This window comes from Streptomyces sp. NPDC056883, from assembly GCF_042788835.1.
In the GTDB taxonomy this organism is placed as follows: Bacteria; Actinomycetota; Actinomycetes; order Streptomycetales; family Streptomycetaceae; genus Streptomyces; species Streptomyces stoeckheimensis.
Map to the genome: position 1 here is coordinate 1 of NZ_JBHUBS010000012.1, position 25504 is coordinate 25504.

23 protein-coding genes are annotated in these 25504 nt (G+C 73.4%); 10 read left to right on the top strand and 13 right to left on the bottom strand.

Annotation, left to right across the window (positions count from 1 at the left end; translation table 11 throughout):
- Window positions 1–67: 67 nt before the first annotated feature.
- The 3 genes from ACFRU2_RS26365 to ACFRU2_RS26375 form a co-directional block, all read right to left on the bottom strand.
- The gene (locus ACFRU2_RS26365) at window positions 68–1345 is read right to left on the bottom strand and encodes an LPXTG cell wall anchor domain-containing protein (RefSeq protein WP_382976374.1); all 1278 of its coding nucleotides are present in this window, start codon (window positions 1343–1345) and stop codon (window positions 68–70) included.
- A gap of 306 nt (window positions 1346–1651) precedes the next feature.
- Window positions 1652–2257, bottom strand: coding sequence for a DUF4291 domain-containing protein (locus ACFRU2_RS26370; RefSeq protein ID WP_382976376.1), 606 nt, complete (start codon window positions 2255–2257; stop codon window positions 1652–1654).
- Between the two features lie 127 nt (window positions 2258–2384).
- Window positions 2385–4880, bottom strand: coding sequence for a helicase C-terminal domain-containing protein (locus tag ACFRU2_RS26375; protein ID WP_382976377.1), 2496 nt, complete (start codon window positions 4878–4880; stop codon window positions 2385–2387).
- Window positions 4881–4978: 98 nt separating this feature from the next.
- On the opposite strand from ACFRU2_RS26375, the gene ACFRU2_RS26380 reads away from it, so the two are divergent.
- On the top strand, window positions 4979–5911 hold the full coding sequence (locus tag ACFRU2_RS26380; protein ID WP_382976379.1) for a hypothetical protein: 933 nt from the start codon (window positions 4979–4981) through the stop codon (window positions 5909–5911).
- Window positions 5912–6730: 819 nt separating this feature from the next.
- On the opposite strand, the gene ACFRU2_RS26385 is transcribed toward ACFRU2_RS26380, so the two are convergent.
- Genes ACFRU2_RS26385 through ACFRU2_RS26395 form a run of 3 tightly spaced genes read right to left on the bottom strand, consistent with a single transcriptional unit; the run spans window position 6731 to window position 9650 of the window.
- Entirely contained in the window at window positions 6731–7525 is a 795-nt protein-coding gene (locus ACFRU2_RS26385) for an ABC transporter ATP-binding protein (RefSeq protein WP_382976382.1), read from the bottom strand.
- Entirely contained in the window at window positions 7522–8583 is a 1062-nt protein-coding gene (locus tag ACFRU2_RS26390; RefSeq protein WP_382976384.1) for a FecCD family ABC transporter permease, read from the bottom strand. Before ACFRU2_RS26390 ends, ACFRU2_RS26385 begins: the two co-directional genes overlap by 4 nt.
- Window positions 8580–9650, bottom strand: coding sequence for a FecCD family ABC transporter permease (locus tag ACFRU2_RS26395; RefSeq protein WP_382976385.1), 1071 nt, complete (start codon window positions 9648–9650; stop codon window positions 8580–8582). The genes ACFRU2_RS26390 and ACFRU2_RS26395 overlap by 4 nt, the downstream gene beginning before the upstream one ends.
- An 80-nt stretch (window positions 9651–9730) precedes the next feature.
- Here ACFRU2_RS26395 and ACFRU2_RS26400 point away from each other — a divergent pair, with 80 nt between their 5' ends.
- Entirely contained in the window at window positions 9731–10360 is a 630-nt protein-coding gene (locus tag ACFRU2_RS26400) for an HAD family hydrolase (RefSeq protein ID WP_382976387.1), read from the top strand.
- 43 nt (window positions 10361–10403) lie between these two features.
- Here the strand turns inward: ACFRU2_RS26400 and ACFRU2_RS26405 are convergent, their stop codons facing one another.
- A complete protein-coding gene (locus tag ACFRU2_RS26405; protein ID WP_382976389.1) occupies window positions 10404–10685 on the bottom strand; it encodes a hypothetical protein in 282 nt (93 codons plus the stop codon).
- A gap of 143 nt (window positions 10686–10828) precedes the next feature.
- Here ACFRU2_RS26405 and ACFRU2_RS26410 point away from each other — a divergent pair, with 143 nt between their 5' ends.
- On the top strand, window positions 10829–11212 hold the full coding sequence (locus tag ACFRU2_RS26410; RefSeq protein ID WP_323187858.1) for a cold-shock protein: 384 nt from the start codon (window positions 10829–10831) through the stop codon (window positions 11210–11212).
- A 56-nt stretch (window positions 11213–11268) separates the two neighbouring features.
- Here the strand turns inward: ACFRU2_RS26410 and ACFRU2_RS26415 are convergent, their stop codons facing one another.
- The 4 genes from ACFRU2_RS26415 to ACFRU2_RS26430 form a co-directional block, all read right to left on the bottom strand.
- On the bottom strand, window positions 11269–12129 hold the full coding sequence (locus tag ACFRU2_RS26415; protein ID WP_382976392.1) for a 1,4-dihydroxy-6-naphthoate synthase: 861 nt from the start codon (window positions 12127–12129) through the stop codon (window positions 11269–11271).
- Window positions 12126–12866 carry a futalosine hydrolase gene (locus tag ACFRU2_RS26420; protein WP_382976394.1) on the bottom strand — a complete coding sequence of 247 codons (741 nt, stop codon included), beginning with the start codon at window positions 12864–12866 and terminating at the stop codon, window positions 12126–12128. The genes ACFRU2_RS26415 and ACFRU2_RS26420 overlap by 4 nt, the downstream gene beginning before the upstream one ends.
- 13 nt (window positions 12867–12879) lie before the next feature.
- Window positions 12880–13365 (bottom strand): DUF2771 domain-containing protein, encoded by a 486-nt coding sequence (locus ACFRU2_RS26425; RefSeq protein WP_250747456.1) that lies wholly within the window; start codon window positions 13363–13365, stop codon window positions 12880–12882.
- 382 nt (window positions 13366–13747) lie between these two features.
- Window positions 13748–15130 carry an MFS transporter gene (locus ACFRU2_RS26430; protein WP_382976396.1) on the bottom strand — a complete coding sequence of 461 codons (1383 nt, stop codon included), beginning with the start codon at window positions 15128–15130 and terminating at the stop codon, window positions 13748–13750.
- Window positions 15131–15478: 348 nt separating this feature from the next.
- On the opposite strand from ACFRU2_RS26430, the gene ACFRU2_RS26435 reads away from it, so the two are divergent.
- The 5 genes from ACFRU2_RS26435 (at window position 15479) to ACFRU2_RS26455 (ending at window position 21597) form a co-directional block, all read left to right on the top strand.
- Entirely contained in the window at window positions 15479–16387 is a 909-nt protein-coding gene (locus tag ACFRU2_RS26435) for a DUF3027 domain-containing protein (protein WP_382976398.1), read from the top strand.
- Window positions 16388–16628: 241 nt separating this feature from the next.
- Window positions 16629–18377 carry an ABC transporter permease gene (locus ACFRU2_RS26440; RefSeq protein WP_382976400.1) on the top strand — a complete coding sequence of 583 codons (1749 nt, stop codon included), beginning with the start codon at window positions 16629–16631 and terminating at the stop codon, window positions 18375–18377.
- A gap of 53 nt (window positions 18378–18430) precedes the next feature.
- The gene (locus tag ACFRU2_RS26445) at window positions 18431–19741 is read left to right on the top strand and encodes a nitrate/sulfonate/bicarbonate ABC transporter ATP-binding protein (protein ID WP_382976402.1); all 1311 of its coding nucleotides are present in this window, start codon (window positions 18431–18433) and stop codon (window positions 19739–19741) included.
- A 17-nt stretch (window positions 19742–19758) separates the two neighbouring features.
- Window positions 19759–19983: a hypothetical protein gene (locus ACFRU2_RS26450; RefSeq protein WP_382976404.1), complete on the top strand. Its 225-nt coding sequence runs from the start codon at window positions 19759–19761 to the stop codon at window positions 19981–19983.
- Window positions 19984–20094: 111 nt separating this feature from the next.
- Window positions 20095–21597 (top strand): SPFH domain-containing protein, encoded by a 1503-nt coding sequence (locus ACFRU2_RS26455; RefSeq protein ID WP_382976406.1) that lies wholly within the window; start codon window positions 20095–20097, stop codon window positions 21595–21597.
- A 245-nt stretch (window positions 21598–21842) separates the two neighbouring features.
- Here the strand turns inward: ACFRU2_RS26455 and ACFRU2_RS26460 are convergent, their stop codons facing one another.
- Entirely contained in the window at window positions 21843–22853 is a 1011-nt protein-coding gene (locus tag ACFRU2_RS26460; protein WP_382976408.1) for a WD40 repeat domain-containing protein, read from the bottom strand.
- Window positions 22854–22929: 76 nt separating this feature from the next.
- Between ACFRU2_RS26460 and ACFRU2_RS26465 the strand changes: the two genes are divergently transcribed.
- A complete protein-coding gene (locus ACFRU2_RS26465) occupies window positions 22930–23622 on the top strand; it encodes a GDSL-type esterase/lipase family protein (RefSeq protein WP_382976410.1) in 693 nt (230 codons plus the stop codon).
- A 59-nt stretch (window positions 23623–23681) separates the two neighbouring features.
- On the top strand, window positions 23682–24671 hold the full coding sequence (locus tag ACFRU2_RS26470) for an aldo/keto reductase (RefSeq protein ID WP_382976411.1): 990 nt from the start codon (window positions 23682–23684) through the stop codon (window positions 24669–24671).
- Window positions 24672–24780: 109 nt separating this feature from the next.
- Here the strand turns inward: ACFRU2_RS26470 and thpR are convergent, their stop codons facing one another.
- Window positions 24781–25371 (bottom strand): RNA 2',3'-cyclic phosphodiesterase, encoded by a 591-nt coding sequence (gene thpR / locus ACFRU2_RS26475; RefSeq protein ID WP_382976413.1) that lies wholly within the window; start codon window positions 25369–25371, stop codon window positions 24781–24783.
- Window positions 25372–25504: the final 133 nt, after the last annotated feature.

Consider the following 25504-nt stretch of genomic DNA (forward strand, 5'->3'; position numbering starts at 1 on the left):
TACCCCGGTGGGTGGGCCCAGGCCCGTGGGTTCTTATCCCCCCGCGCCGTTCGTGTGAGGGGTGTGACTAGCCGCGGAGAGCCTTGCGGCGACGGGCGCCGAACCAGGCGGCTGCTCCGCCGAGGCCGATGAGGACGGCGGCCAGGCCGGAGTACAGGGCGGTGTTGGAGTCCGAGCCGGTGTGCGCGAGGGAGCCGGTGGGCTTCGGGGTGTTGCCCGTGGCCGGGGTCGTGGTGGCCGCCGGGGCGGTGGTCACCGGAGCGGTGGTCGCGGAGCCGGTCGGGGCCGGGGTGGTCGGCGCGGGGGAGGTCGGGGCCGGGGAGGTGGGCGCGGGGGAGGTGGGCGTGGTCGTCTTCGGGGCGAGCTGGAACTTGGTGTCGGCGCCTGCGAACGCGTAGCCGTTGCCGTCGGCCAGGCCGATCGTCGCCTGGAGGGTGACCTCGGTGCTCTTCTTGAAGTCCGTGTCCGGGCCGAAGGAGAACCGCAGGTGCTGGGCGTGCTCGCCGGAGGCGGCGTTGAGGCCCTTCGGGATCGTCGGCAGCATGAAGTTGTAGGGGTCGGTGGTGCCGTATCCGATCCACTTGCCGTCGACCAGGACCTCCACCTGGAGGTTGGGGTGCTGTACGTCCGAGCCGAAGCCCAGGTTCAGGTTGACCGCCAGCGCCTCGTTGAACTCACCGTCGCCGGTGAGCTTGTAGGTCAGGTCCATCTCGCGGCACTGGTTCGCCGGGACGCCCTTGCAGTCGCCGGCGTTCTTGAAGGAGGTCTCCAGCTTGCCGGTCTTGACCGACGGGTCCGTCTTGAAGGTCAGGGAGCCTTCGCCGCCCTCGCCGACCTCGCCCATGAAGCTCGAGGCGCGGAGCGTGAAGTCGCCGTTGGTGGTCGGGTAGCTCTTGCCGAGGCCGATGGTGACCTTCCAGGTCAGCTTCCCCTTGGCCGGGATCTCGAAGCCGGCGGAGGAGTTCTTGCCCGCCGGGTAGAACAGGCCCTGCCACTCGCCGTCCTGCTGGCCGATCTTGGACTCGGTCGCCGGGGCGGTCAGCCCCTCGACCTTGTAGACCACGTCGCTCTGCTGGAGCGGGCTGGCGCCGGTCGGGTCCAGCAGCATCCAGGGGTGGTAGGAGGAGACCTTGTCCGTGGTGTTGGCGACCGTCAGCTCGAAGGTCTCCGTCGCACCGCCGCGGGTCAGCGGGCCGCTCGGGACCGGGGCGCTCATCGTGGTCTTCAGCGCGCCGGGGTTGCTCTCGTCGGCGGAGGCCGTCATCGGCATCAGGACCGTGCCGGCGATGGCGGCGGCGACGACGGAGGCGGAGGCGGTGCGGAGGGCGGCGGTGCGAGCGGACATGGTGGACTCCCCCAGGAATCTTCAAGATCAGACGGCAGTGGCGGCCGAGAGGCCGAGAGGCAGAGCAGAGGTTGAGCGGCCCAGCGAGGTGGCCGGCGGTCGAACGCCGGTCCGGTGGTGCTTGGTTCTCGCTGGCGGTCCGGCCTCTTTCCTCCCGGTCGCTGCTGCGATGAACTGATCTTCACACAGACCACATCCCCAATCCGTCGCCGGAATGTCACCGCCGTGCAACAGCGAAAAACGCTTCTTCCTGCCGTCTGACCTGCGGAGATAGCGGAATGATCGTGACCTGTTTCGAGCCCGCTGCTACGCCCCCAAATGCTCCAGCGGCCCCGCCGGATAGGGCGTCTCCACCGGCAGCAGGGCCCGCGCCGCCTCCGGTGCGCCGGAGCGCAGCAGGCCGTGGACCTCCCGGGCCAGCGGGGTCACATCGCGGATGGCGACCGTCCACTCGTCGGCGTAGGCGCGGGACGCCGTTCCGGACAGGCCCAGTTGGAGCGAGCGGTACGGCAGCGGGTTCAGGTGCAGATCGCGCTCCGGGTCCCACTGCACCCGGGCGCGGGCGGTGCGCAGCGCCGACGTCCAGGCTTCGCGGTCGGCGTGCACGCCGGGGACGTAGTGCGACAGGCAGGCGCCGCTCAGTGCCCGGTCGAAGCCGGCGCGGGTGATCTCGACGGCCAGGACCGTCTCCTGGTCGGCCTTGGTGGCCCAGCCGCAGCGGTACATCATCCACAGGAACGAGGGTTTGACCCAGGTCATCCGCTCCCGCTTCCAGGCGGGCGGGAAACGGCCGTCACGGGCGGCCGGCACGCCGATCCGGGGGTGGTACGCCTGGTACACGGTGACGGTGTCGGCGGTGTGCGAGGCGCGGATCTGATGGCGGGGGACCTGGTCGGCGGTTGGTTCGGACATGACCCCAGGGTGCGGGGCCGCGCCCCGTCCGGGCCAGGGGATTTCCTCGCCGGTGGGTTTTCTCCCCGGTGGGTTTCCTCGCCAGGGGGTTTCCTCCTCGCCGGTCGGTGGGACCGCGCGCCTCCGGTCAGATCTGGTCCTCCGCCAGTTCCGCGACCCCAGTGATCCGGTGCAGCGCGAACGTCCGTACCTCGTCCGCCGTGTGGTCGTAGCCGGTGACGAAGCCGCCCTCCACCCGTACCGGGGCGATGACCCGCTGGCTCGCCGCCCCGTCGGCGTTGACGTAGCCGATCCACACAGCGGACCCGGTGAGCGCGGCCGCCTGCACGGTCGCCAGGGTCTCCGCCGCGCTCGTGCGCGGGAGTTCGCCCGGGGCGGCGGAGCCGCCCGCCGCGGACCCGGACGGCCCGGCCGGCTCCTTGCGGACCGCCGTCGCCGCCAGGTCGCCCGCGCGGATCGCCCGTACGGCCGCCCCCAGCAGCGTCGCGTCCGGTACCGGCGGCCCGTCCGGGACCGGTACGGGCAGCGTACGGGCCGGGGTGCGGTGGGCGTCGGCGCGGGAGACCAGGACGTCCCCCGTACGGGATTCCGCGGCCGGGGCGTAGCCCATGGCCCGCAACCCGTCGAGCAGCACGGTCGGTTCGGCCTGCGCGGCCAGGACGGTCGGCGCGAGGCGGCGCAGCCCGAGGCCCGCGGACCGCTTGTCGGCGAGGATCTCGTTCAGCATGCCGTCGTCGTCGCAGCGCACGTACGAGGAGGCCGCGCCGACCCGCAGGTGTCCGTGCCGCCGGGCCACGTCGTCGATGAGGTACGACAGCGGCTGCGGCACCGGGGTCCGGCTGTGCTCGGTGAGGAAGGACTGCAGGTCGACGGCGGTGTGGCCGGCGTCCAGGGCGCGGCGTACCGATCCGGGCGTGAAGCGGTACACGGTGGCCCCGCCCTTGGACTCCACCTCCGCCAGCACGGCCAGCACTTCGGCGAGCGCCCGCCGCAGCGGCCCGGGGGCCACCGCCGTCAGGTCGGCCTGGAGCAGTACGTGGTCCACGGGCTCGGGGAGCAGCGGCGCGAGCAGCGGCGCCGGGTCGTGCCCCTCCAGCAGGGCCCGGCCGGGCGCGGCGAGCGCGCCCCGGCCGGTGACTCCGAGGACCTCCGCCTCGGTCAGGATCCAGCGGGCGAGGCGGCTGCGCAGTTCGCTCGTACCGCGTACGGGCCGCTCCCACTCCAGGCGGGCGAGGAGCGAGGCCGGGTCGGGGGAGCCGCCCTCGGGGAGCTCGGCGATCAGGCCGAGGACGCGGCGGCGGACCTCGGGGGCGGCGGAGCGGTCCAGGTCCGCGCCGAGCGCCGACAGGGTGCGGCCCTTCGCGTCCTGTTCGCCGACCAGGCCCGGGGTGCGGGTGGCGGTCATCCAGGCCTTCGCGAGCACCGACCAGCGCTCGGCGGGCGGGAGTTCGAGCCAGACGTCGAAGGCGGGGGTCGGGGCGTACCGCTCGTCGGCCTCGCCGTCGCTGGCCAGCAGGCCGGCCGCGTAGGACAGTTCGATCCAGAACGCCGCCGACGGCTCGTCGGTGTCCAGGGCGGCGGCCGCACGCTTCAGGTCGCGTACGGAGAGCCCGCCCGCTCGGAGCACGGGCGGACCGGCGTGCTCCCAGGACTTCACCAGCTCCTCGACCGTCGACAGCGCCGCCAGTGCCTGGCCGGCCGCGTTCGCGTCCACAAGCTGTGGACGGTGCTCGCGGTGTGCGGCAACGACCGGGGGCAGCGGCTCCGTCACCCGGTGCGCGAGCCCGCCGCGCAGGTACAGGGCCACCTCGCGCGGCAGCAGCACCGTGCGCGCCGTGGCCGGCAGCAGCAGGCCGCGGTCGCGCAGCCAGCGCACCGGAGGCGTCGGTTGGGGCGTCACTTCCCCGTACGGCGGACCCCACACGAGCCGGCCCAACACCTGGTGGGCCTCCGCCGGAGCCTCGTCGAGCAGCGCCGACATCCGTTCCGGGTCGGTGAACAGGGCCGTCAGCGCGGTCACCGCCGACACCGGGTCGTGCGTCGCGGGCAGCCCGACGGCCGCCACGATCTCCTGGATCCGGGTCGGCGACATGCCGGCGGTGGCCTCGGCGACGGTGGGGCCGAGGCCGGTGGGGGAGGGGCGTGCGGCGGAGGGGGCGAGCAGTTCGCGGGCGGTGCGGACCAGGCGCAGCCGTTCGTCGTCGCCCCAGACGAGGGCCTGCTCGCGCAGGGTGGCCAGGGCCCGGGGGAGTTCGGCGCGGGCGCCGTTGTCGGCGCCGGAGGTGGTGCCGGTGTCACCGCTGAGCAGGGACTCCAGTACCGCGTACGGGCAGGGCTCCGGGCCCACCGCGAGGGCCTCGGCGGCCTGCAGGGCGAACCGGTCCAGGCGGTCCAGCGCGCGCACCACCGAAGCCCGCGTCCCGGCCCGCGTGGCGAGCTGCGTCACGTCTCCGGGTACCGGGCTCAGCAGGTCCGGCCGGGCGCGCAGCAGGGCGCCGAGCCCGTCGTCGTCGCGGGCGCGCAGCGCTTCGGCGAGGGAGCGCGGAGCGCTTCCCGAGGTGCTCGGGTCAGGCACGGTCGTCGCCTCCTGGTCGCGTCGGCCGGTCAGTCGGCCGGTCCCCATCCGGTCAACGGTATCCGCTGCGCCCCCGGCCGCTCCACGGGCGCACGCGCTACCTTCGCTGGAGGTGGTGCGGGAGGTGGCACGGGAGGAGCCGGGGCGTGGGGATCGAGAGCGACCATCTGGTCTACGAATATCTGAGCCGGGTAGGGGACTTGGCGCAGCGCAGGCACCTGTCTTCGGGGGACCGGATGCGGCTGGTTTCGGGGTTGCGGGACGAGATCGACCGGCGGCGGGCCAAGTACGAACCGGAGACGCCGGCGGCGGTGCGGCGCATCTTGCAGCGGATCGGCACGCCGGAGGAGGTTCTGGACACGCTGTCGACGACGGGCGCGGCGGAGGCCGGTCCCTTCGCCTCCTCTCCCTCGGCGGTGCCGGTGCAGCGGGGGGCTGCGCCGCCGCATCTCGCGGGGCTCGATGAACTGGGCTCGGGCGAGCGGCTGGAGCCCGACTGGTGGACGGTCGGGCCGTCCTCGACGGTGGAGGGCTTCGCGGGCGGGATCGAGATCCCGGAGCTCCTGAAGGGCCCTCAACGGGGTCGGGACGCGGAGGCGGAGTCCGACTCGGACTCGGACTCGGATCCGCAGCCGGAGGGCTCCGCCGGAGCCCCGGCGGGTGGCCGGCGCACGCTCATGGGGTACCTGCGCGAGCGGCGGCGCCGGGCGAAGGCCGAGGCTGCCACCGCCGAGGCTGCACCGCGGCCGAAGCCGTACGCCTTCCTGCTGCTCGCGGCGGTGGCCCTGTTCGCGGGGGCCGTGTCCGGCTACTGGCTGTTGCTCGCCGCGGGCTGGCTGCTCGCGTATGCCTCGCGGGTGCTGGGGCCTGCGGAGCGGAAGTGGGTGGTGTTCGGGCTGCCCGGGGTGGTCTTCGCGGGGGCGGTGATGTGGCTGTGGGGCCGTCTGAACGGGCGCTGGGGCTCGCCCCTGGCGGACGAGGCCCTGAGCGGGACCTTCCGGGACCTGCTGCCCTGGCTGGTGCGGGCCGCGGCGGTGTCCTCGGCGCTGTATCTCCTCTGGCGCTCCCGCCGCCGCTGAGTCCCTGCGGTGCGGCGCCGTTGCCGGGGACCAGTCCCCGGACCCCTGCGCCTCAAACGCCGGCGGGGCTGGGTTGTGGTGGCGCCTGGGCGGGCTGCGGCGGGTGGGTCGGGGCCGGGGCCGGGGTGGGGTGTCGGCCTGGACTGCATGATTTAGGCGCCCTGCCCTGAACTCCGACAGGGCGAAGCGTGTTCTCGCGCCACAAATCACGCTCTACGTCCAGGCCAACACCCCACCCCGTCCCCGTCCCCGACCCGCGCCGCAACCCTCCGCCCCCGGCCGGGCGACGATCCGGCGCAGCCGCGCGGTGGGCTTTCCAGCCGCCCGCAGCCATTCCAGCCGTCCGGCGTTTGAGGACCGGGGTCGGAAAATCCAGCCTCGCCGGTGTTTGAGGCCCGGGGACACACCCAGCCTCGCCGGCGTTTGAGGCGCGGGGTCTGGGGCGGAGCCCCAGGGGGTCCGGGCGCAGCCCGGGACCCCCGCTTTCAGCCCGTCCGGCGTTTGAGGACCGGGCCCGGGCAGCGCCCGGGGGTACACCCAGCCCCGCCGGCGTTTGAGGCGCGGGTCCGGGCGCAGCCCGGGGGCACCCCCAGCCTCGCCGGCGTTTGAGGCGCGGGTCCGGGCAGGGCCCGGGGAACGGTGGAAGGGTGGGTCGGGGACTTTGCCCCGCAGGGCCCACCGCCCGCGCCCGCCCGCCGGGCTCGCGCCGGGACGGCAGTGGCGGCAGTGCCGACCGGGGCACCGCCGGTCGGAGGCCGGCGCAGCGGCGCGAAGCCCGCGCAGCGGTGCGAGGGGCGCGTCGGGAGGGTGTGGCGCGCGTTAGGAAGGTGCGGCCCATGGGGACGTTGGGATGATCAGGGGGGAGGCCGTTATCGGGTCGGGGATGACGATCGAGTCGAGGCCGAAGACCTCGCGGACCAGGTCGGCCGTGACGATTGAAGAGGGCGGGCCCTCCGCCACCACCCGGCCCGATTTCATGGCCACGAGGTGGTCCGCGTACCGCGCGGCCTGGTTGAGGTCGTGGAGGACGGCGACGACCGTGCGGCCCCGTTCGTGGTTCAGGCGGCGGACCAGGTCCAGCACCTCCACCTGGTGGGCGATGTCGAGGAAGGTCGTCGGCTCGTCCAGGAGCAGGATGTCCGTGTCCTGGGCGAGGGCCATCGCGATCCAGACCCGCTGCCGCTGCCCGCCCGACAGCGCGTCGACGGGCCGGTCCGCCAGGTCCGACACCGACGTACGGGCCATCGCGTCGACGACGGCCCGCTCGTCCGCCTCCGACCACTGCTGCCACCAGTGCTGGTGCGGCTGTCGCCCCCGCGCGACCAGGTCCGCGACCGTGATCGCCTCCGGGGCCGAGGGGGACTGCGGGAGCAGGCCGACGGCCTGGGCGATCCGTCGGGTGGGGAGGGAGGAGAGGGCTTCGCCGTCCAGGACGACGGAGCCCGAGCGGGGACGGAGCAGCCGTCCCAGGGCCCGTAGCGTCGTCGACTTGCCGCACGCGTTCGGGCCGACGATCACCGTCACCTTGCCGTCCGGGACGGACAGGTCCAGGGCGTCCACGACCACCCGGTCCTCGTAGGCCAGGGTCAGGCCCCGTGCGGACAGTCGGCTCACTGCGTGCCTCCGGTGCGGCTGCGCATGATCAGCCAGATCAGGTACGGGGCCCCGACGGCGGCCGTCAGGACGCCCACCGGGAGTTCGGTCGGGGAGAGGAGCTTGCGGGCGAGCAAGTCGGCGAAGACGACGATCACCGCACCCGTCAGGGCGGAGCAGAGGAGGGGGATCTGGGCCGTACGGGTCATGCGGCGGGCGATCTGCGGGGCCAGTAGCGCCACGAAGTCGACGGGGCCCGCGGCGCCCGTGGCGACCGAGGCCAGGATCACGCCGAGGGCGACCAGGCCGAGCCGGACCCGGCCCAGCCGGATGCCCAGTGCCGTGGCGGTGTCGTCGTCGAGGGAGACGGTGCGCTGGGCGCGGGCCGCCCACAGGATGCCGGGGAGGAGGGCCAGGAGGACCCAGGCCAGGGGGGTCGCGACGTCCCAGCCGCGGCCGTTGAGGGAGCCGGTCATCCAGATCTGCGCCTGCTGCGCGACCAGGTAGTCGCCCTTGGTCATGAGGAGGGTGGTCACCGAGCGCAGGGCGATGGCGAAGCCGATGCCGATGAGGACGAAGCGCGTCGCGTGCAGGCCGCCGCGCCACGCGAAGACGTAGACGAGGGCGGCCGCGATCACGCCGCCGAGGACCGAGAGGTACGGGAGGACCGTGTACGAGGTGACGCCGAAGGTCAGTGCCGCCACCGTGACGGCGCTCGCGCCCTGGCTGATGCCGATGATGTCGGGGGAGGCGAGCGGGTTGCGGGCGACGGTCTGGATGAGTGCGCCGGCCACCCCGAAGGCCAGGCCGACCAGCAGGCCCACCGTCATGCGGGGCAGGCGGAGGGTGCCGACCACCAGGTCGTCGGGGGAGGGCCGTCCGAGGACGACCTTCACCACTTGGGTAGGGGCTACGAAGGATTCGCCGAGGGAGAGGTACGCGACGCACACCGCGGCCAGGAGGAGGGTCAGGCAGAGGGCGACGGCCGCCGCCCGGCGGTGCAGGAGGAAGGAGCCGCGGCCCGAGCGGGGGCGGAGGAGGGCGTAGCCGGCGGGGAGGACCCGCGTACCGGTGCTCATGCCGCCACCGTCTTCCGGCGGACCAGCGTGATGAGGAACGGGACCCCGATCAGCGCGGTCATCACTCCGGCCGGGACCTCGCCCGGCGGGACGAGGATCCGGCCGAGGACGTCGGCGACGAGGAGCATCACCGGGCCGATCAGGGCGGCCATGGGCAGGACCCAGCGGTGGTCGCTGCCGACGAGGGCGCGGGCGAGGTGCGGTACGGCCAGTCCGATGAAGGCGATCGGGCCGGCCGCCGCGACTCCGGCGCCGGTGAGGATCGTGGCGCCGAGGCCGGCGACTATGCGGATGGCCGCGATGTTCTGCCCGAGGCCCTTCGCGAGGTCTTCGCCCAGGGCGAGCGCGTCCAGGCCGCGCGCCACGGACATCACCAGGACCGCGCCGACGAGGAGGAACGGCCAGATCTGGTGGACGACCGAGGCATCGCGCCCGGCGATCGAGCCGACCTGCCAGAAGCGGAACTCGTCCAGCGCCGAGGCCTTCGTCGTGAGGACGCCCATGGTGACCGACACCAGCAGGGCGTTGACCGCGGCCCCGGCCAGCGCCAGCTTGACGGGGGTCGCCCCGCCGCGGCCGCCGGAGGCGACGGCGTACACGGCCACCGAGGCGATCCCGGCGCCCGCGAAGGCGAACCACACGTAGCCGCTCAGGGTGTGCACCCCCGCGAAGGCGATGGCGCAGACGACCGCGACCCCGGCTCCCTGGCTGATGCCGAGGATGCCGGGGTCGGCGATCGGGTTGCGGGTGATGCCCTGGAGGGCGGTTCCGGCGAGGGCGAGGCCCGCGCCGACCATCAGGGCTATGAGGGTGCGCGGTACGCGCAGGGTGCGGACGACCTCGGCGTTCGGCCCGGTCGCGCCCCGGAAGAGCGCGTCGAAGACCTCGCCGGGCCCGATGGCGCGGGCGCCGACGGCGAGGCTGAGGAGCACCGCGCACGACAGCGCGGCGAGGCCGGCCGCCGTCCAGGCGATACGACGGGCCGTCAGGGCGCGCCGACCCGCCGGGGGTGCCGCGGGAGCCGCGGGGAGGGGAGGCGCGGGAGCCGCGGGAGCGGGGGCTGACATGTCACCAAATTTCACTGTCTGGTAAGGCGAGGCTCAGTCTACGTTCCCGGTCGCGGTGCCCGGCTCGGCACAATGGGGGCATGAGCCCCGAGACGCAGCTGACCGTCGGATTCGACCTCGACATGACCCTCATCGACTCCCGGCCGGGCATCAAGGCGGCCTTCGAGGCGCTTTCGGCCGAGACGGGCACGTTCATCGACACCGAGCAGACGGTTTCGCGCCTCGGTCCGCCGCTGAACCAGGAGCTCGCGTACTGGTTCCCGGAGTCGGAGATCCCCGCCGTGGCCGACCGCTACCGGGAGATCTATCCCACATACGCCATCGTGCCGACCCCGGCGATGCCCGGCGCCCGCGAGGCGGTCGAAGCGGTCCGGGCCCTCGGCGGCCGCGCGATCGTCGTCACCGCCAAGCACGAGCCCAACGCCCGTCTGCACCTGGACCACCTGGGGATCAAGCCGGACGCGGTCATCGGCTCGCTGTGGGCGGAGGCCAAGGCGGTCGCCCTGCGCGAGTACGCGGCCCAGGTCTACGTCGGCGACCACGTCGGCGACGTCCGCGGCGCCCGTACGGCCGGCGCGGTGTCGGTGACGGTCCCGACCGGCCCGTGCCCGGAGCCGGAACTGCGGGAGGCGGGCGCGGACGTGGTCCTGGCGGACCTCACGGAGCTGCCGGCCTGGCTCGCGGAGTACGAGCGTACGCGGACCGCGTGACCGTGGCGCGGACCGCGTAACCGCGTAACCGCGGGCCCCGGACCTACGCCTGCGAGGCGCGGGCCGCCGTGCGCTGCGCGGCGGCCGAGCGCAGCACGCCCGCCGCCGAGATCATGAAGCCGACGCCCATGAGCATGCACACGGCCCACGCGTACGAGGGGAACGGGTCCATGTCGAGGAAGAGCGGGGCCATCGTGGCGAGCGTGGCGACGGCGCCGACGATGAAGACGATGCCGCCGGCCTTGACGAGCGCGTCGCCGGGGCGGGCGGCGTCGGCGTCGGCCGTGCGGGCGGCGGCGGGCTCGGGCTGAGGAGTAACAGTCACCCGACCAGGGTAGTTCCCAGGCCGGAGCGGTCACCCGCGAAGGACCGGGGAACGTCTTGTCACCCGGAGAGGGGCAACTAGCCTGAGAGGTGCGGGTCAGCGACCCGCTTCCCACCCGACGAACGCAAGGACAGAGGACGGACGTGCCTACCGGCAAGGTCAAGTGGTTCAACAGTGAGAAGGGCTTCGGCTTCCTCTCCCGCGACGACGGCGGCGACGTCTTCGTCCACTCGTCGGTGCTCCCCGACGGGTTGGACGCGCTCAAGCCCGGCCAGCGCGTCGAGTTCGGTGTCGTCGCAGGGCAACGCGGTGACCAGGCACTTTCGGTGATCGTCCTGGATCCGGCACCCTCCGTCGCGGCCGCGCAGCGGCGCAAGCCGGACGAGCTCGCGTCCATCGTGCAGGACCTCACGACCCTGCTGGAGAACGTCACGCAGCAACTGGAGCGGGGCCGTTACCCCGACAAGGCGCACGGCGGGAAGATCGCCGGCATGCTGCGCGCGGTGGCCGACCAGCTCGACGTCTGATCCCTGCGCAGGACCGTGCCCCGCCGCCCGTCAGGGTCGCGGGGCACGGTCGTGTCCTACGGGAAGACCAGCGCGTCGGCTGCGATGGCCGGAACCAGACCCTCCGCGGCCGCCCGGGTCAGCAGCCCGCGCACCGCCGCGTAGCCGGCTTCGCCGAGGTCGGCGGTGAACTCGTTGACGTACAGCCCGATGTGCTGGTCGGCGACCGCCGGGTCCAGCTCCTGCGCGTGCGCCCGTACGTACGGCCGGGACGCCTCCGGGTCGGCCCAGGCCATCCGGACCGACGTACGGGCGGACTCGGCGAGCGCGCGCAGTGCGTCCGCGCCCAGGGAGCGCTTGGCGATGATCGCGCCGAGCGGGATCGGCAGGCCGGTCGTGGACTCCCAGTGCTCGCCCATGTCGGCCAGGCAGTGCAGTCCGTAGTCCCGGTAGGTGAACCGGGCCTCGTGGATGACCAGTCCGGCGTCCACCCGGCCGTCGCGCACGGCGGGCATGATCTCGTGGAACGGGAGGACGACCACCTTGCCGACGCCTTCGGGCAGCACGTCGGCGGCCCACAGCCGGAACAGCAGGTAGGCGGTGGAGCGTTCGCTGGGGACCGCGACCGTCTTGCCGGTCAGGTCCAGGCCCGGCTCCCGCGTCAGGACCAGGGGTCCGCAGCCGCGGCCCAGTGCACCGCCGCAGGGCAGCAGCGCGTACTCCTCCAGGACCCACGGCAGGACGGCGTAGGAGACCTTCAGCACGTCGAGCTCGCCGCGCTCGGCCATGCCGTTGGTGATGTCGATGTCGGCGAAGGTGACGTCGAGGGCGGGCGCGCCGGGGACCCGGCCGTGGGCCCAGGCGTCGAAGACGAAGGTGTCGTTCGGGCAGGGCGAGTACGCGATCCGCACGGGCGGTGCGGCGTCTGTTCCGGTCATGAGGGTCCTCCCCAGGAAGCGAGTACGGGTCCCAGTGCCCGGAAGCCGTCGGCCAGCGCCGCCAGCGCCTCGCCGATCCGCCAGGCGTCGCGGTCCCGCGGGCCCACGGCGTTGGAGACGGCACGGACCTCCAGCACGGGCAGCCCGTGGGCGGCGGCGGCCTCCGCGACCCCGAAGCCCTCCATCGCCTCGGCCCCGGCGAGCGGGTGCAGGGCGGCGAGGGCCGTCGTACGGGCGGCGGTGCCGGTGACGGAGGAGACGGTCAGCACGGGCGCGAGCAGCGCTCCGGTCGCCTCGGCGGCGCGCGCGGCGAGCTCTGCGGGAGGCAGGTGCACGCTGCGGCCGAAGCCGAGTTCGGTGACGGTCAGGAACCCCTGCGGGGTCTCGGCGCCCAGATCGGCGGCGACGATCGCGTCGGCGACGACGAGGGAGCCGATCGGGGCGGCGGGCGCGAACCCGCCGCCGATGCCGGCGGAGACGACGAGGCCGTAGCCGTCCGGAGCGGCCGCGAGCGCCAGGGCGGTCGCCGTACCGGCGGCCGCGGCGGCCGGGCCGACACCGGCGACCAGCACGTCGAAGGCTCCCCGGCGGTGGATGAGGTAACCGCCGGGGAGGGTGCGCGGCTCGGGGGCGTGGTCGGGACCGGGGCTGTGGTCCGGATGAGGGACCGGACCGGACAGGCCTCGGACGACGGAGTCGGCCTCCGCCGTCACCGCGGTCACGATGAGCGCGCGCATGGTGGGTACGGGACTACTTGAGCTTGACGTTGAAGGCCCAGACGGCGATGGGCTTGCCGTCCTCGGACACCTGGACGATGTTCAGCTTCTTGGAGGCCGGGGCCTCGCCCTGGCCGCCGGTGGCGAACAGGTCGGCGCCGGGGAAGCTGCGGTAGGTGTTCGAGGAGGGCTCGGTGATCGGCTGCCCGTCGAGGACCGCCTGCCACTTCTTGCCGTCCTCGACGACGTCCGGCTCGACACCGAGGCGCAGCGTGTCGCCGCGGCCGTAGTCGATGTTCTTGGCGTGCTTGAGGTCGGCGAAGCACTCCTGGACCTTGTCGGCCGTGAGCTCCTTGGCGTCGCTGCAGGCGGCTTCGGTGGACACCGACGAGGTGCCGACCGTCACGGTCGCCAGCGGCGTCGGCTTGTCACAGGCGGAGAGGAGGAGGAGGCCGGCGGAAACGGCTCCGAGGGCCGCGACGCTGCGGCGGGCCCTACCCGAGAAAAGCGGTGCGGTCATGAGCCGAAGGCTATCGGGCGGGTGGCGTGCCTTGCTGCACGGGGTCCTGTGGTGCGGCGCCGTGGCGCAAGCGCCCCCGGCTGCGCCGGGCCTCCCGGGGCTCCGCCCCGGACCCCGGTCCTCAAACGCCGGACGGGCTGGATTTCCGAGCCCCCGGCGTTCACGTGCAGGTCGGCGGGCTGGTTTTCCGACCCCCGGCGTTCACGTGCAGGTCGGCGGGCTGGTTTTCCGACCCCCGGCGTTCACGTGCAGGCCGGGGCAGGCCAAACCCAGCCTCTCCGGCGTTTGAGGAGCGGGTCCGGGCGGAGCCCGGGGAACGGTGGAAGGGCGGGTAGGGGACGGCCCCGCAGGGCATCGGCTGGGCCACCCGCTATGCCACCCGCTATGCCACGCGCGGGCGGGACGGTGTGGGGTGCTGGTGCCGCGGGGACGTGAGGAAGCCGCGCAGGGCCATCGTCGTGCCGAGGGCGACCACCGCCGCGGCGACGGACATGCCCAGGACCCCGTTCAGGGGAAGCGCGATGCCGATCGAGCCGCCCAGGACCCAGGCCACCTGGAGCAGGGTCTCCGAGCGGGCGAAGGCCGACGTACGGACGGCCTCGGGCACGTCGCGCTGGATCATCGCGTCCAGCGAGAGCTTCGCGAGGGCCTGGCAGAAGCCGGCCGTCGCGCCCAGGACGGCCATGAACACCCCGCTGAAGAAGACCGCCGCGAGGACGGCCACCGCGAGGGTCAGGGACAGCACGGCGGCGATGATCGCCTCGGGCGCGCGGGCCCGGAGCCAGGCCCCGACGGCGGTTCCGCAGGCGTTGCCGACGCCCGCCGAGACGCCGACGATGCCCAGCGACACCGCCGCGCTCTGCCCGGCGAGCGGGTGCTCGCGCAGCAGGAACGCCAGGAAGAAGATCAGGAACCCGGACAGCCCGCGCATGGACGCGTTCGCCAGCAGCCCGCACAGCACCGGCCGGCTGACCGTCCGCAGCCCCGGCCGCTTCGAGTGCGGCTCGTGGGTGGAGAGCCGGGCCCGGCGCTCGCCCTTCGCCTCGTCGACCTTGTGCGGCAGCGTGAACGCCGCGAAGGTGCCCCAGATGAAGATCGCGCACGCCCCGTAGAGCGGCCACGGCGGACCGATCGTGTGCAGGGCGGCGCCCACGGGCGCCGCGGCGCCGGTGGCCAGCAGGCCGGCCAGGGTGACCCGGGAGTTCGCCTTGACCAGGGAGAACCCCGGTGGGAGGAGCCGCGGGACCACCGCGCTGCGGACCACCCCGTAGGCCTTGGAGGCGACGAGGACCCCGAGGGCGGCCGGGTACAGCTCCAGGCCGCCCGTGGCCACCGCGCCCGACATCATCACGGCCAGCAGGGCCCGGGTGAGCATCGCGCCGGCCATCGCGGCCCGCCGCCCGTGCGGCAGCCGGTCCAGCAGGGGACCGATCACCGGGGCCAGCAGGGTGAAGGGGGCCATCGTGATGGCGAGGTACAGGGCCACTCGGCCGCGTGCCTCGTCCGTGGGGACGGAGAAGAAGACGGTGGAGGCCAGCGCAACTGTGATCATCACATCACCGGCGCCGTTGATCGCGTGCAGCTCGATCAGCTTGCCGAGGCCCGATTCGCCCGCCCCGTGCGCGTGCGTGGCCCGCCGGATTCCGCGCGCCGTACCGGTGAAGGGCAGGTGCAGGGCACGCCCGATGGCCCGGCCGGCCCGCCTGGCCGGTCCCGAGCCGTCATCGGACGACCGTACGGGTGCCACGTGGCCATAGTGCCCCACTCGGCCCCCCGGGACCCTTCCCGGCGCGTCGCGGGGACCCGGCCGGGCCCCGGCTCGGCCGTGGGTTGGCCGTGGGTGTCCGCGAATCGGACCTTGCATGTGGGCCGAAGGCGCCGGAGGAGGTAGCGTGCGTAGCGCGCCACCGGCGGTTGCTCCTGGCCGCGCGCCTCTTCGCGATCCCTCAGAATGGATCGCAGGTAGGTGCGCCCTGGAACCCGATCGGGCGCGGACGTCGACGCGGCCCCCTGGTCCGCTCCGCCCGCGCTACGTAGGGACAGCCGACGGGTCGTTGTGGACGACAAGTACGGACGGCGCACTCGTGAGACGGCGTAGGAGAGAACGAGACCTGTGAGTGCTGCGACGACGCGAAGCCGTACCCCCGACCGCCTGTGCGTCGAGGCGGTAGACCTCGCCCGAGCGGCGGCCGAAGAAGCCGCCTACCCCGGAGTGGTGGGCGAACACACCGCCGCCCTCGCGGAAGGTGACCGGGTCGTCACGCACTTCTTCGAGTGCAAGGACCCCGGCTACCGCGGCTGGCGTTGGGCCGTGACGGTGACACGTGCCTCCCGCGCGAAGAACGTCACCCTCGACGAAACGGTGCTGCTCCCGGGCGACGACGCGCTGCTCGCGCCCGAGTGGGTGCCGTGGAGCGAGCGGCTGCGGCCGGGCGACATGGGTCCGGGCGACCTGCTCCCCACGGACGCCGAGGACCTGCGCCTGGAGGCCGGCTGGTCGGGCGAGGACACCCCGCCGCCGAACTCGGTGGTGTCCGCCGAGATGGCCGAGCTGGTCGAGGCGGAGGACGCCGACGTCACCGACCGCGCGGTGGTCCCCGTACGCGGCTCCATCACCTCCGTCGCGGAGGAACTGGGCATGCGCCGGGCGCGCGTGCTCTCCCGCTACGGGCTGCACAGCGCGGCCGACCGCTGGGACGAGTCCTTCGGCGCGAAGACCCCGATGGCGCAGGCGGCCCCGGCCTCGTGCCTCTCCTGTGGCTTCCTCGTCGCGATCGGCGGCTCGCTGGGCCAGGCCTTCGGCATCTGCGCGAACGAGTTCGGACCGGCCGACGGCCGCCTGGTCTCCTTGTCCTACGGCTGCGGCGGCCACTCGGAGGCCGCGGTCATGCCGAAGCCGCCGCGTCCGGCGCCGCCCGTCCTGGACTCGATGGCCTCGGACGAGTTCCCCCTCCGCCCGTCCGCCGACACGGGTTCGGTCCCGCCGACGGACGAGCTGGCCCCGGACCTCGGCCACTCGTAACCCCTTCCGGAGCCCCGGCCACATCCAGCCTCGCCGGCGTTTGAGGCGCGGGGTCTGGGGCGGAGCCCCAGGGGGGTCCGGGCGCAGCCCGGGGAACGGGCGAAGGGCGGGTAGGGGAACTCCGCCCCGCGCAGCGGCACGCACCGCAGCGGCGCCCTCGTAGCCGGGCCCGGCCCAGCGGCCTCGCCCGGTTGGGCGACTCGGGGCGCGACGGGCCGTCAGGCGTGATCCGCTGGGCGGGATGAAGACCTCCACGCGCCCGGAGACCCACACCGGACAGGCCGCCCCCACCCGTACCCGCCTGTCCTGGGTCGACTTCGCCGTGGCGGCGGCCTTCCTGGTGCTCGGGTACGCGATCCTCCAGGTCGGCAAGGGCACCACGGTCAACTTCGACCCCGCCGACGTCCCCGACGTGGACACGGACCCGGCGAAGCTCCCGTACTACGCCGCCCGCAGCGTCCTGCGGATGTTCATCGCGCTGTTCGCCTCCGTGGTCTTCACCTTCGGCTACGCCTACGCCGCCGCCCGCAGCCGCCGCCTGGAACGGGTGCTGATCCCGGCCCTGGACATCCTCCAGTCCGTCCCCGTCCTCGGCTTCCTCTCGGTCCTCGTCACCTTCTTCGTCGCCCTGTTCCCCGGCTCGCTCCTCGGCCTCGAATGCGCCGTCATCTTCGCCATCTTCACCTCGCAGGCCTGGAACATGACCTTCGGGTTCTACGCCACCCTGACCTCCCTCCCCCGCGAACTCGACGAGGTGTCCCGCTCGTTCGGCTTCACCCGCTGGATGCGCTTCTGGCGCGTGGAGGTCCCCGCCGGGGTCATCGACCTGGTGTGGAACGGCATGATGAGCTTCGCCGGCGGCTGGTTCATGCTCGTGGCCTCCGAGGCGGTCTCCGTCTCCGGGCAGGAGTACGCCGTCCCCGGCCTCGGCTCGTACGCGGGCACCGCGATCGGCGAGGGGGACCTCGGGAAGATCGCCTGGGTCATCCTCGCGATGACCGTCACCATCGTCACCGTCAACTTCTTCTTCTGGCGGCCCCTCACGGCCTGGGCGGAGAAGTACAAGAACGAGCAGTCGGAGTCCACCGACGTCCAGCGCAGCTACGTACTGGACTTCCTGCGCCGCTCCCACTGGCCCCGCCTGCTCGGCCGCGCCACCGCCCCCGCCCGCGACGCCACCGGCCGGGCCGCCCGCGTACTGGGCCGCGACGACAGGGCGCTGTCGGTGGATCCGGCCCGCCGCCGGACCGGCGACGTGGTCTTCGCCGTCGTCGCCGGAGCCGTCATCCTGTGGGGCCTGTACGACCTGGTGCGCTACCTCCAGCGCGAAGCCGAAGCCGGTCTCGGGGTGTTCGGGGAGCCGCTGCTGCTCGGGCTGATCACCTTCGTACGGGTGATCGTGCTCGTCGCCGCCGCCACCGTCGTGTGGGTGCCCGTGGGCGTGTGGATCGGCTCCTCGCCCCGGCTCACGAAGACCGCCCAGCCCGTGGTGCAGGTGCTCGCGAGCTTCCCCGCGAACCTGCTCTTTCCGGTGGCCGTCTGGTTCTTCCTCGAGACCGGGCTGAACATCAACATCGGCTGCATCCTGCTGATGGCCCTGGGCGCGCAGTGGTACATCCTCTTCAACGCCATCGCCGGAGCCATGGCCATCCCCTCGGACCTCAAGGAGGCCATGGACGACCTCGGCGTCCGCGGGCTCCAGCGCTGGAAGCGCCTGATCGTCCCGGCCGTGTTCCCCTCGTACGTCACCGGCGGCATCACCGCCTCGGGCGGCGCCTGGAACGCCTCCATCGTCGGCGAGGTCGTCACCTTCGCCGGGACGACGCTGTCCGCGACCGGCCTCGGCGCGTACATCTTCCACGCCACCGAGGACGGGGACTTCCCCAAGCTGATCGCCGGGATCGCCGTCATGAGCCTGTACGTCGTCGGCCTCAACCGGCTGTTCTGGCGGCCCCTGTACCGGCTCGCGGAGCGCCGCTACTCCATCTGAACCCCGCCCGCCCGAACGCCCGCCAGCCCGCCCGACCGAGGAGCCCGCCCCGCATGACCACGATCCTCCAGGCCGCCGCCCTCACCAAGTCCTACGCCGGCGCCGACGGGGAACTGCCCGTGCTCGGCGGCATCGACCTGGAGATCCGCGAGGGCGAGATCGTCGCCCTCCTCGGGAAGTCCGGCAGCGGCAAGTCCACCCTGCTGCGCTGCCTCGCCGGGCTGATCCCGGCCAGTTCCGGCTCGGTCACCTACCGGGGCGAGGAGCTGCGCGGGGCGAATCCCGGTACGGCGATGGTGTTCCAGACCTTCGCGCTGCTGCCCTGGCTGACGGTGCAGCAGAACGTGGAACTGGGCCTGGAAGCCAAGGGCATGGACCGCGAGGCGCGGGCCCGCCAAGCGGTGGAGGCCATCGACCTGATCGGCCTGGACGGCTTCGAGTCGGCCTACCCGAAGGAGCTCAGCGGCGGGATGCGCCAGCGCGTCGGCTTCGCCCGGGCCCTGGTCGTGGAGCCGGACGTGCTGATGATGGACGAGCCGTTCTCCGCCCTGGACGTGCTCACCGCCGAGAACCTGCGCGGTGAGCTGATGGAGCTGTGGGCCTCCGACCGCTTCCCCGCCAAGGCGGTGGTGCTGGTCACGCACAACATCGAGGAGGCCGTGCTGATGGCCGACCGGGTGGTGGTGCTGGGCTCGCGGCCCTACGGAACCATCAAGGAGACCTTCGCGGTGGACCTGGCCCGCCCCCGGGACCGGGGGAGCGCCGACTTCGAGCGGATCGTGGACGCCGTGTACGCGGTGATGACCGGCCGCACCGCCCAGGCCACCGCCAGCACGCCCACGGCCCCGCCGGCCAAGCGCACCCCGGCCAACACCCCGCTCCCGGCGGCCAGCGTCGACGGGATGGCGGGCCTCGCCGAGATCGTGCTCCAGCGCGGCACCGGCGACGGCAGCGTGGACCTCGCCGACCTCGCCGAGGAACTGGGCCTCGAGGTGGACGACGTACTGCCCCAGGTGGACGGGCTGGAACTGCTGGGCCTGGCCGAGGTACGGGACCTGCACCTGGTGCTGACCGCCCGCGGCAGCGCCTTCGCGGGGGCCGACGTACAGGAGTCGAAGGAACTGTTCGCGCAGGGGGCCATGGAGGTCCCGCTGGTCCACCTGATCCACACCACCCTGCAGCGCTCGCGGGGCGGCACCCAGCGGGCCGGCTTCTTCCGCGACCTGCTCTCGCACCACTACACGAGCGAGCAGCTGGAGCAGCAGCTGGAGACGGCGACGGACTGGGGCCGCTACGGGGAGCTGTACGGCTACCACGCGGACGGCGAGGAATACCGGCTCGACGAGGATCCCGCACGGGGTTAGACCCGTACGCTCGGTGCATGGGGGAATCGGACATGGTGGGACTGGACGGCCGGGTCACCGGAACGGTCGGGCCGGGGCTGGTCGGCGAGGTCATCGTGCGGATCCGGGGCGGGGCCGAGCACTTCCTCGCGCACCCTGCGCCGGGGACGGGCCGGCTGGCGGTCGGGACGGTGGTCACGGTGGTCGAGTACCTGCCGCCGCGGACGGTCTACGTGATGGCCGCGTACGGGGACGCGGGCTGACCGTATCAAGATGGCGACAAGATTCGGCCGCCGTCTTCACGCCGCCCTGACGCGGGCGCACACTCGCCTTCTTCGGTGGTGAACGCCACCGCGTACGAGGGGGAGTTGCCGATGTCTGTCGGCGTACTGGCAGGGATTGTCGTAGGTGCGATCGCGGCCGTGATCGGCCTGTTCAAGCTCATGTGGAGGGTGGCCGAGCCCAACGAGGCGCTCGTCATCTCCGGCTCCGCGCACAAGACCGAGGGCATCGCGGAGGGCATGGGCTTCCGCATCGTCACCGGGCGGGGAACGATGGTGCTGCCCGGCGTGCAGGCCGTGCGCAAGCTGTCGCTCGACCTCAACGAGACCCAGCTGAACGTGGACTGCGTGACCCACCAGGGCATCCCGCTGCGGGTCAAGGGCGTGGTCATCTTCAAGATCGGCGACGACTTCGTGTCCATCGCCAACGCGGCCCGCCGCTTCCTGGACCAGCAGAAGATGATGCCCGAGCGGGTGCACATCGTCTTCGCCGGCCATCTGCGGTCCATCGTCGGCGGTCTGACGGTCGAGGACATGATCCGCGACCGGGAGAAGCTGACCGGGCAGACCCGGGCGGCGTGCGGGACGGAGATGGAGAAGCTCGGCCTGATCGTCGACTCCCTCCAGATCCACGAGATCGAGGACCCGACGGGCTACATCAAGAACCTGGCGATGCCGCACGCGGCGGCCGTCCAGCGGGACGCGCGGATCGCCCAGGCGGACGCCAACCTGCGGGCCACCGAGGCCGAACAGGCCGCCTTCGCGCGGATGTCGGAGGCCACCCGGGACAGCGAGATCCTCCAGGCCGGCTACCAGGCCGAGCGGGACAAGGCGGCCGCGACGGCCCGCCAGGCGGGCCCGCTGTCGGAGGCGGCGGCGCGGCAGGAGGTCGTGGTCCAGGAGACCCGGGTGGCGGAGCTGGAGGCGCACCGGCGCGAGCAGCAGCTCCAGGCGGACGTGCGCAAGCCGGCGGACGCGGCGGCGTACGAGACCCGGACCCGGGCCGAGGCGGAGCGCGACGCGCGCATCTCGGCGGCGCAGGCCAAGGCGAAGGAGACGGAGCTGGCGGCCGCGGCCGAGGCGACCCGGGTGACGACGGCTGCGGCTGCCGACGCGAAGGCCACGGAGGCCCGGGGCCTGGCCGCGGCGACGGCCACCCGCGCGACCGGTGAGGCGGAGGCGGCGGCGACCCAGGCCAAGGGCCTCGCGGAGGCGGCGTCGGCCCAGGCGAACGGGCTGGCCCTGGCGGAGGCCGCCAAGGCGAAGGGCCTCGCGGAGGCGACGGCCATCAAGGCGCGGGCCGCCGCGCTGGCGGAGAACCAGGAGGCGGTGGTCGCGCAGCAGCTCGCCGAGAACTGGCCGGCGATCGTGGAGGCGGGAGCGGGTGCCTTCGGCAACGTCGAGCACATGGTCCTCCTCAACGGGGCGGAGGGCATGTCGGAGATGTTCGCGAAGGCCCTGACGATGGGCGGCACGGGCCTGGGCCTGGCCCGCCAACTCCTCTCGACGATGTCCCAGCCGACCCCGCCGACCCCCACCCCGGTGAACGGCTCCACCCCGGAGACCTCCCACGAGATCCCGATCCAGGGGGCGTAGCAGCAGCAACCGTGCGGCGCCGTCGCCGGGGACCAGCCCCCGGACCCCCGCTCCTCAAACGCCGGAGGGGCTGGATTGTGCCTGGCCGGGGCTGGGTTGCCCGTAGGGCAATTCCAGCCCCTCCGGCGTTTGAGGAGCGGGGTCTGGGGCGGAGCCCCAGGGGGTCCGGGCGGAGCCCGGGGAACGGTGGAAGGGCGGGTAGGGGACAGCCCCGCAGGGCAGCCGCCCGGACCCGCCCCGGAGGGTCAGGGCTTGGGGCGGCGGCGGAGGAGGCGCTTCGCGGCCAGGGTGAGGGCCAGGGCTGCGACCAGGACGAACGCGCCCTTCGTGAAGCTCCCGCCCGAGGGGGCGCCGGGCGCGCCGGGGGACGGGGCGGGCGCGGCGGAGCCGGACCCGGAGCCGGAGGCGGCCGGTGACGGAGCCGCCGCCACCGGGACGGCGACGACCCGGCTGTTGGCCCCCTCCGCCCCGAACATCAGCGTCGACCCGTCCGCCGTGTACGTCACAGACTCCGCCTGCCCCTGCCACGGCGCGGCCACCGCCTCCCCGTCCCCGGCGGGCCGCCCGTCCTTCCACGGGTACGTCTTCGCCCACAGGTAGCCCCGCAGCACGAGCCGCCCTCCGTCCGGGGAGAACGCCCCGTCCGTGACCCACGGGACGTCCCCGATCCGCCGGAAGGTGTTCGTGCCGGAGGCGGACAGCGCCTCCGGCCCCTCGTAGAGCCCGCCGGCCTTCTCGTCCTTGCTGGCGATGTACACCCGCCCCGTCACCGGATGCACCATCAGCGCCTCCGCGTTCCGCGGCCCGTCGGCGTACTTCACGGTGAACTGCTCGGCCTTGAGCGTGGCGTCCCCGAGCGTCTTCGGCTCGGCGAAGCGGTAGATCCACACGTGGTTCCAGGACCCGTTCAGGTTGTCCCCGATGTCGCCGACGTAGAGCCGTCCGTCCGGTCCCAGCGAGATCCCCTCGATGTCCCGGGGCTTGCCGATGCCGGTGAGGGTGATGCGTGCGACCGTCTTCCCGGTCGCGGAGTCCACGGCGTAGACGTACGGGCCGTCGTCGCTGTCGTTGTGCGTCCAGTAGACGCCGGGGTGGATCCGGCTGGCCGCGAGCCCGCTCGACTCCTTGATCCGCGGGTCGGTGATCGTGAACCCGGACGCGGGTCCGGAGGCGGCCGCGGCCACCGAGGGCATCAGCACGAGGGCGGCAGCAGCGGCAGCGGCGGCGGCGGTCAGGGGCAGCAGATGCGGGCGCATCCCCCTACCCTGCCAGCCCGCCCCGCGTGTCCGGCATCACAGGGGCCGCGGCCCGGTGATCCGCGAAGATGTCCGGATGCGTTTCATGTTCGTCGGGGACTCCATGACCATCGGGCGCGCCGGCGACTACACCTGGCGCTACCGGATGTGGCAGCACCTCGACACCACCTTCGGCGGCCCGTACGAGATCGTCGGCCCCCGCAGCGGTCTCTACGACGCCGCCGCGGACGCGCCGGCCAGCGACGCCTACGCCGACCCCGGCTTCCCCGCCGGTGCCCGCCGCCACCTGGCCGGCTGGGGCGAGGGCTGGCAGCACATGGCCCCGCTCATCGGGCCCGCCGCGGGCGCCGCCGGGGCCGACGTGCTGCTGGTCTCCCTCGGGCTGATCGACCTGGGCTTCTACACCGCCGCCGAGGGCACCGCCGCCAACGTCCGCCGCTTCATCGCGGAGGCCCGCGCCGCCCGGCCCGGGATACGGATGGTCCTGCTGCCCGTCATACCCAACGTCCGGGCCCGGGACGACGCGCCCTTCGCGCAGCAGGTCGAGCTCTTCAACGAGCTCCTGGCCAAGGCCGTGGCCGACCTGTCGACCCCCGCCTCGCCGATCCTGCTGGCCGCGCGCCCGGAGGCGTACGAGATCGACCGGGACACCTACGACGGCACGCATCCCAACGCCTCCGGCGAGCACCGCCTCGCGGGGGAGTTCGCGGCGGTCCTCCACCAGGCCTGGGGCCTGGGCGGCCCGTACCGTCGCCGGCAGGACACGTAACACGCCCTTCACGGGCGGGTCTTGCTTCGAGCGCACTCCAGGCAGTTGGCTAGTGGCCCATGGAGTACACGCAGCTCGGACGCACCGGTCTCAAGGTCAGCCGACTTGTCCTCGGCACCATGAACTTCGGCCCCCAGACGGGAGAGCCGGAGAGCCACGCCCTCATGGATACGGCCCTCGACGCCGGCATCAACTACTTCGACACGGCCAACGTGTACGGATGGGGCGAGAACAAGGGCCGTACCGAGGAGATCATCGGTACCTGGTTCGGCCAGGGCGGCGGCCGTCGGGAGAAGACGGTCCTCGCCACCAAGGTCTACGGGAACATGGCCGCCGAGGGCGACCCGTGGCCCAACTACGACCGCCTGTCGGCGCTGAACATCCGGCGGGCCGTCGACGCCAGCCTCAAGCGGCTGAACACCGACTACATCGACATCTACCAGTTCCACCACGTGGACCGGCTGACGCCCTTCGAGGAGATCTGGCAGGCCGTCGAGGTCCTGATCCAGCAGGGCAAGGTCCTCTACGCCGGCTCCTCGAACTTCCCCGGCTGGAAGATCGCCCAGGCCAACGAGGCCGCGGCGCGCTCGGGGCGGCTCGGCCTGGTCAGCGAGCAGTGCCTCTACAACCTCGCCGAGCGGCGGGCGGAGCTGGAGATCATCCCGGCGGCCGAGGCGTACGGGCTCGGCGTCATCCCGTGGTCCCCGCTGCACGGCGGGCTGCTGGGCGGGGCCATCCGCAAGGCGTCGGAGTCGGGTCGCACGGCGAGCGGCCGCTCGGCGGACGCGCTCGCGAACAGTTCCGTACGGGCGCAGGTGCAGGCGTACGAGGACCTGCTGGACAAGCACGGCCTGGAGCCCGGCGAGGTCGCCCTGGCCTGGCTGCTGACGCGTCCCGGGGTCACGGGTCCGATCGTCGGGCCGCGTACGCCGGAGCAGCTCGCGTCCGCGCTGCGGGCGGTGGAGCTGGAGCTGTCGCCGGAGGTGCTGGCGGGGCTGGACGAGGTCTTCCCGGGGCCGGGGGCGGCTCCGGAGGCGTTCGCCTGGTAGAGCCGCGCCCCTACTGGCCTACTGCGGCGGCCACCGCCACCACGACGAACATCAGTACGAGCACACCGGCCATGACGCGGTTTCTGGTCTTGGGATCCACCCGTCGAGCCTAACGCGACCGGGCCCGCCCTTCGTACGGAGGGGCGGGCTCTCCCAGTTCCCAGGAGCCGACGACCTCGTAGCGGGGCTGCTCGCCGGGGACGCCCGAGTCGGGCAGATTGCTGCGGACCAGGCTGAGCTCGCCGACCTGCCAGCCGGTGCCCTCGAAGGGAGCCAGGGCCGTGCAGTAGGGGCGGACGTCGTCCCGCTCGTCGCGGAGCCGCCCGAGGGTGAGGTGGGGGGTGTAGCGGTGGTGCTGGTCCATGGGCACCCCGGAGCGCCGGGCGGCGGCGTCGGCGCGCTCGGCGAGCATGCGCAGGGCGTCGAGGTCCCCGGCGGCGCCGGCCCACAGGGAGCGGTGGCCGAAGTGCCCGGAGCCGTGGATCCGGAGCGGGAAGGGGGCGCTGCGTGCCGCGGCGCGGGCGAGGCGTGCGTGGAGCTCGGGGAGCAGCTCCTCCCGCACCTCGCCCATGAAGGCGAGCGTGAAGTGCCAGCCCGCTTCCGCGGTCCAGCGGAGCCGGTCGTCACGCAGGCCGCGCACGGCCCCGGCCAGTTCCGAGATGGCCGCCTCGGGCGGGATGACGGCTGCGAACAGTCTCATGGTGCCGAGCCTAGTCACGAACAGCGGCGGGGGGGGGGGGGGGAGGCCCCGCGCCTTTTTTTGGGTTTTTTTTTTCCCCCCCTCCCCCCCCCCCCAAAAGTCGTTTCTTTTTGTGTGGGGTCGTTTTTTTTTG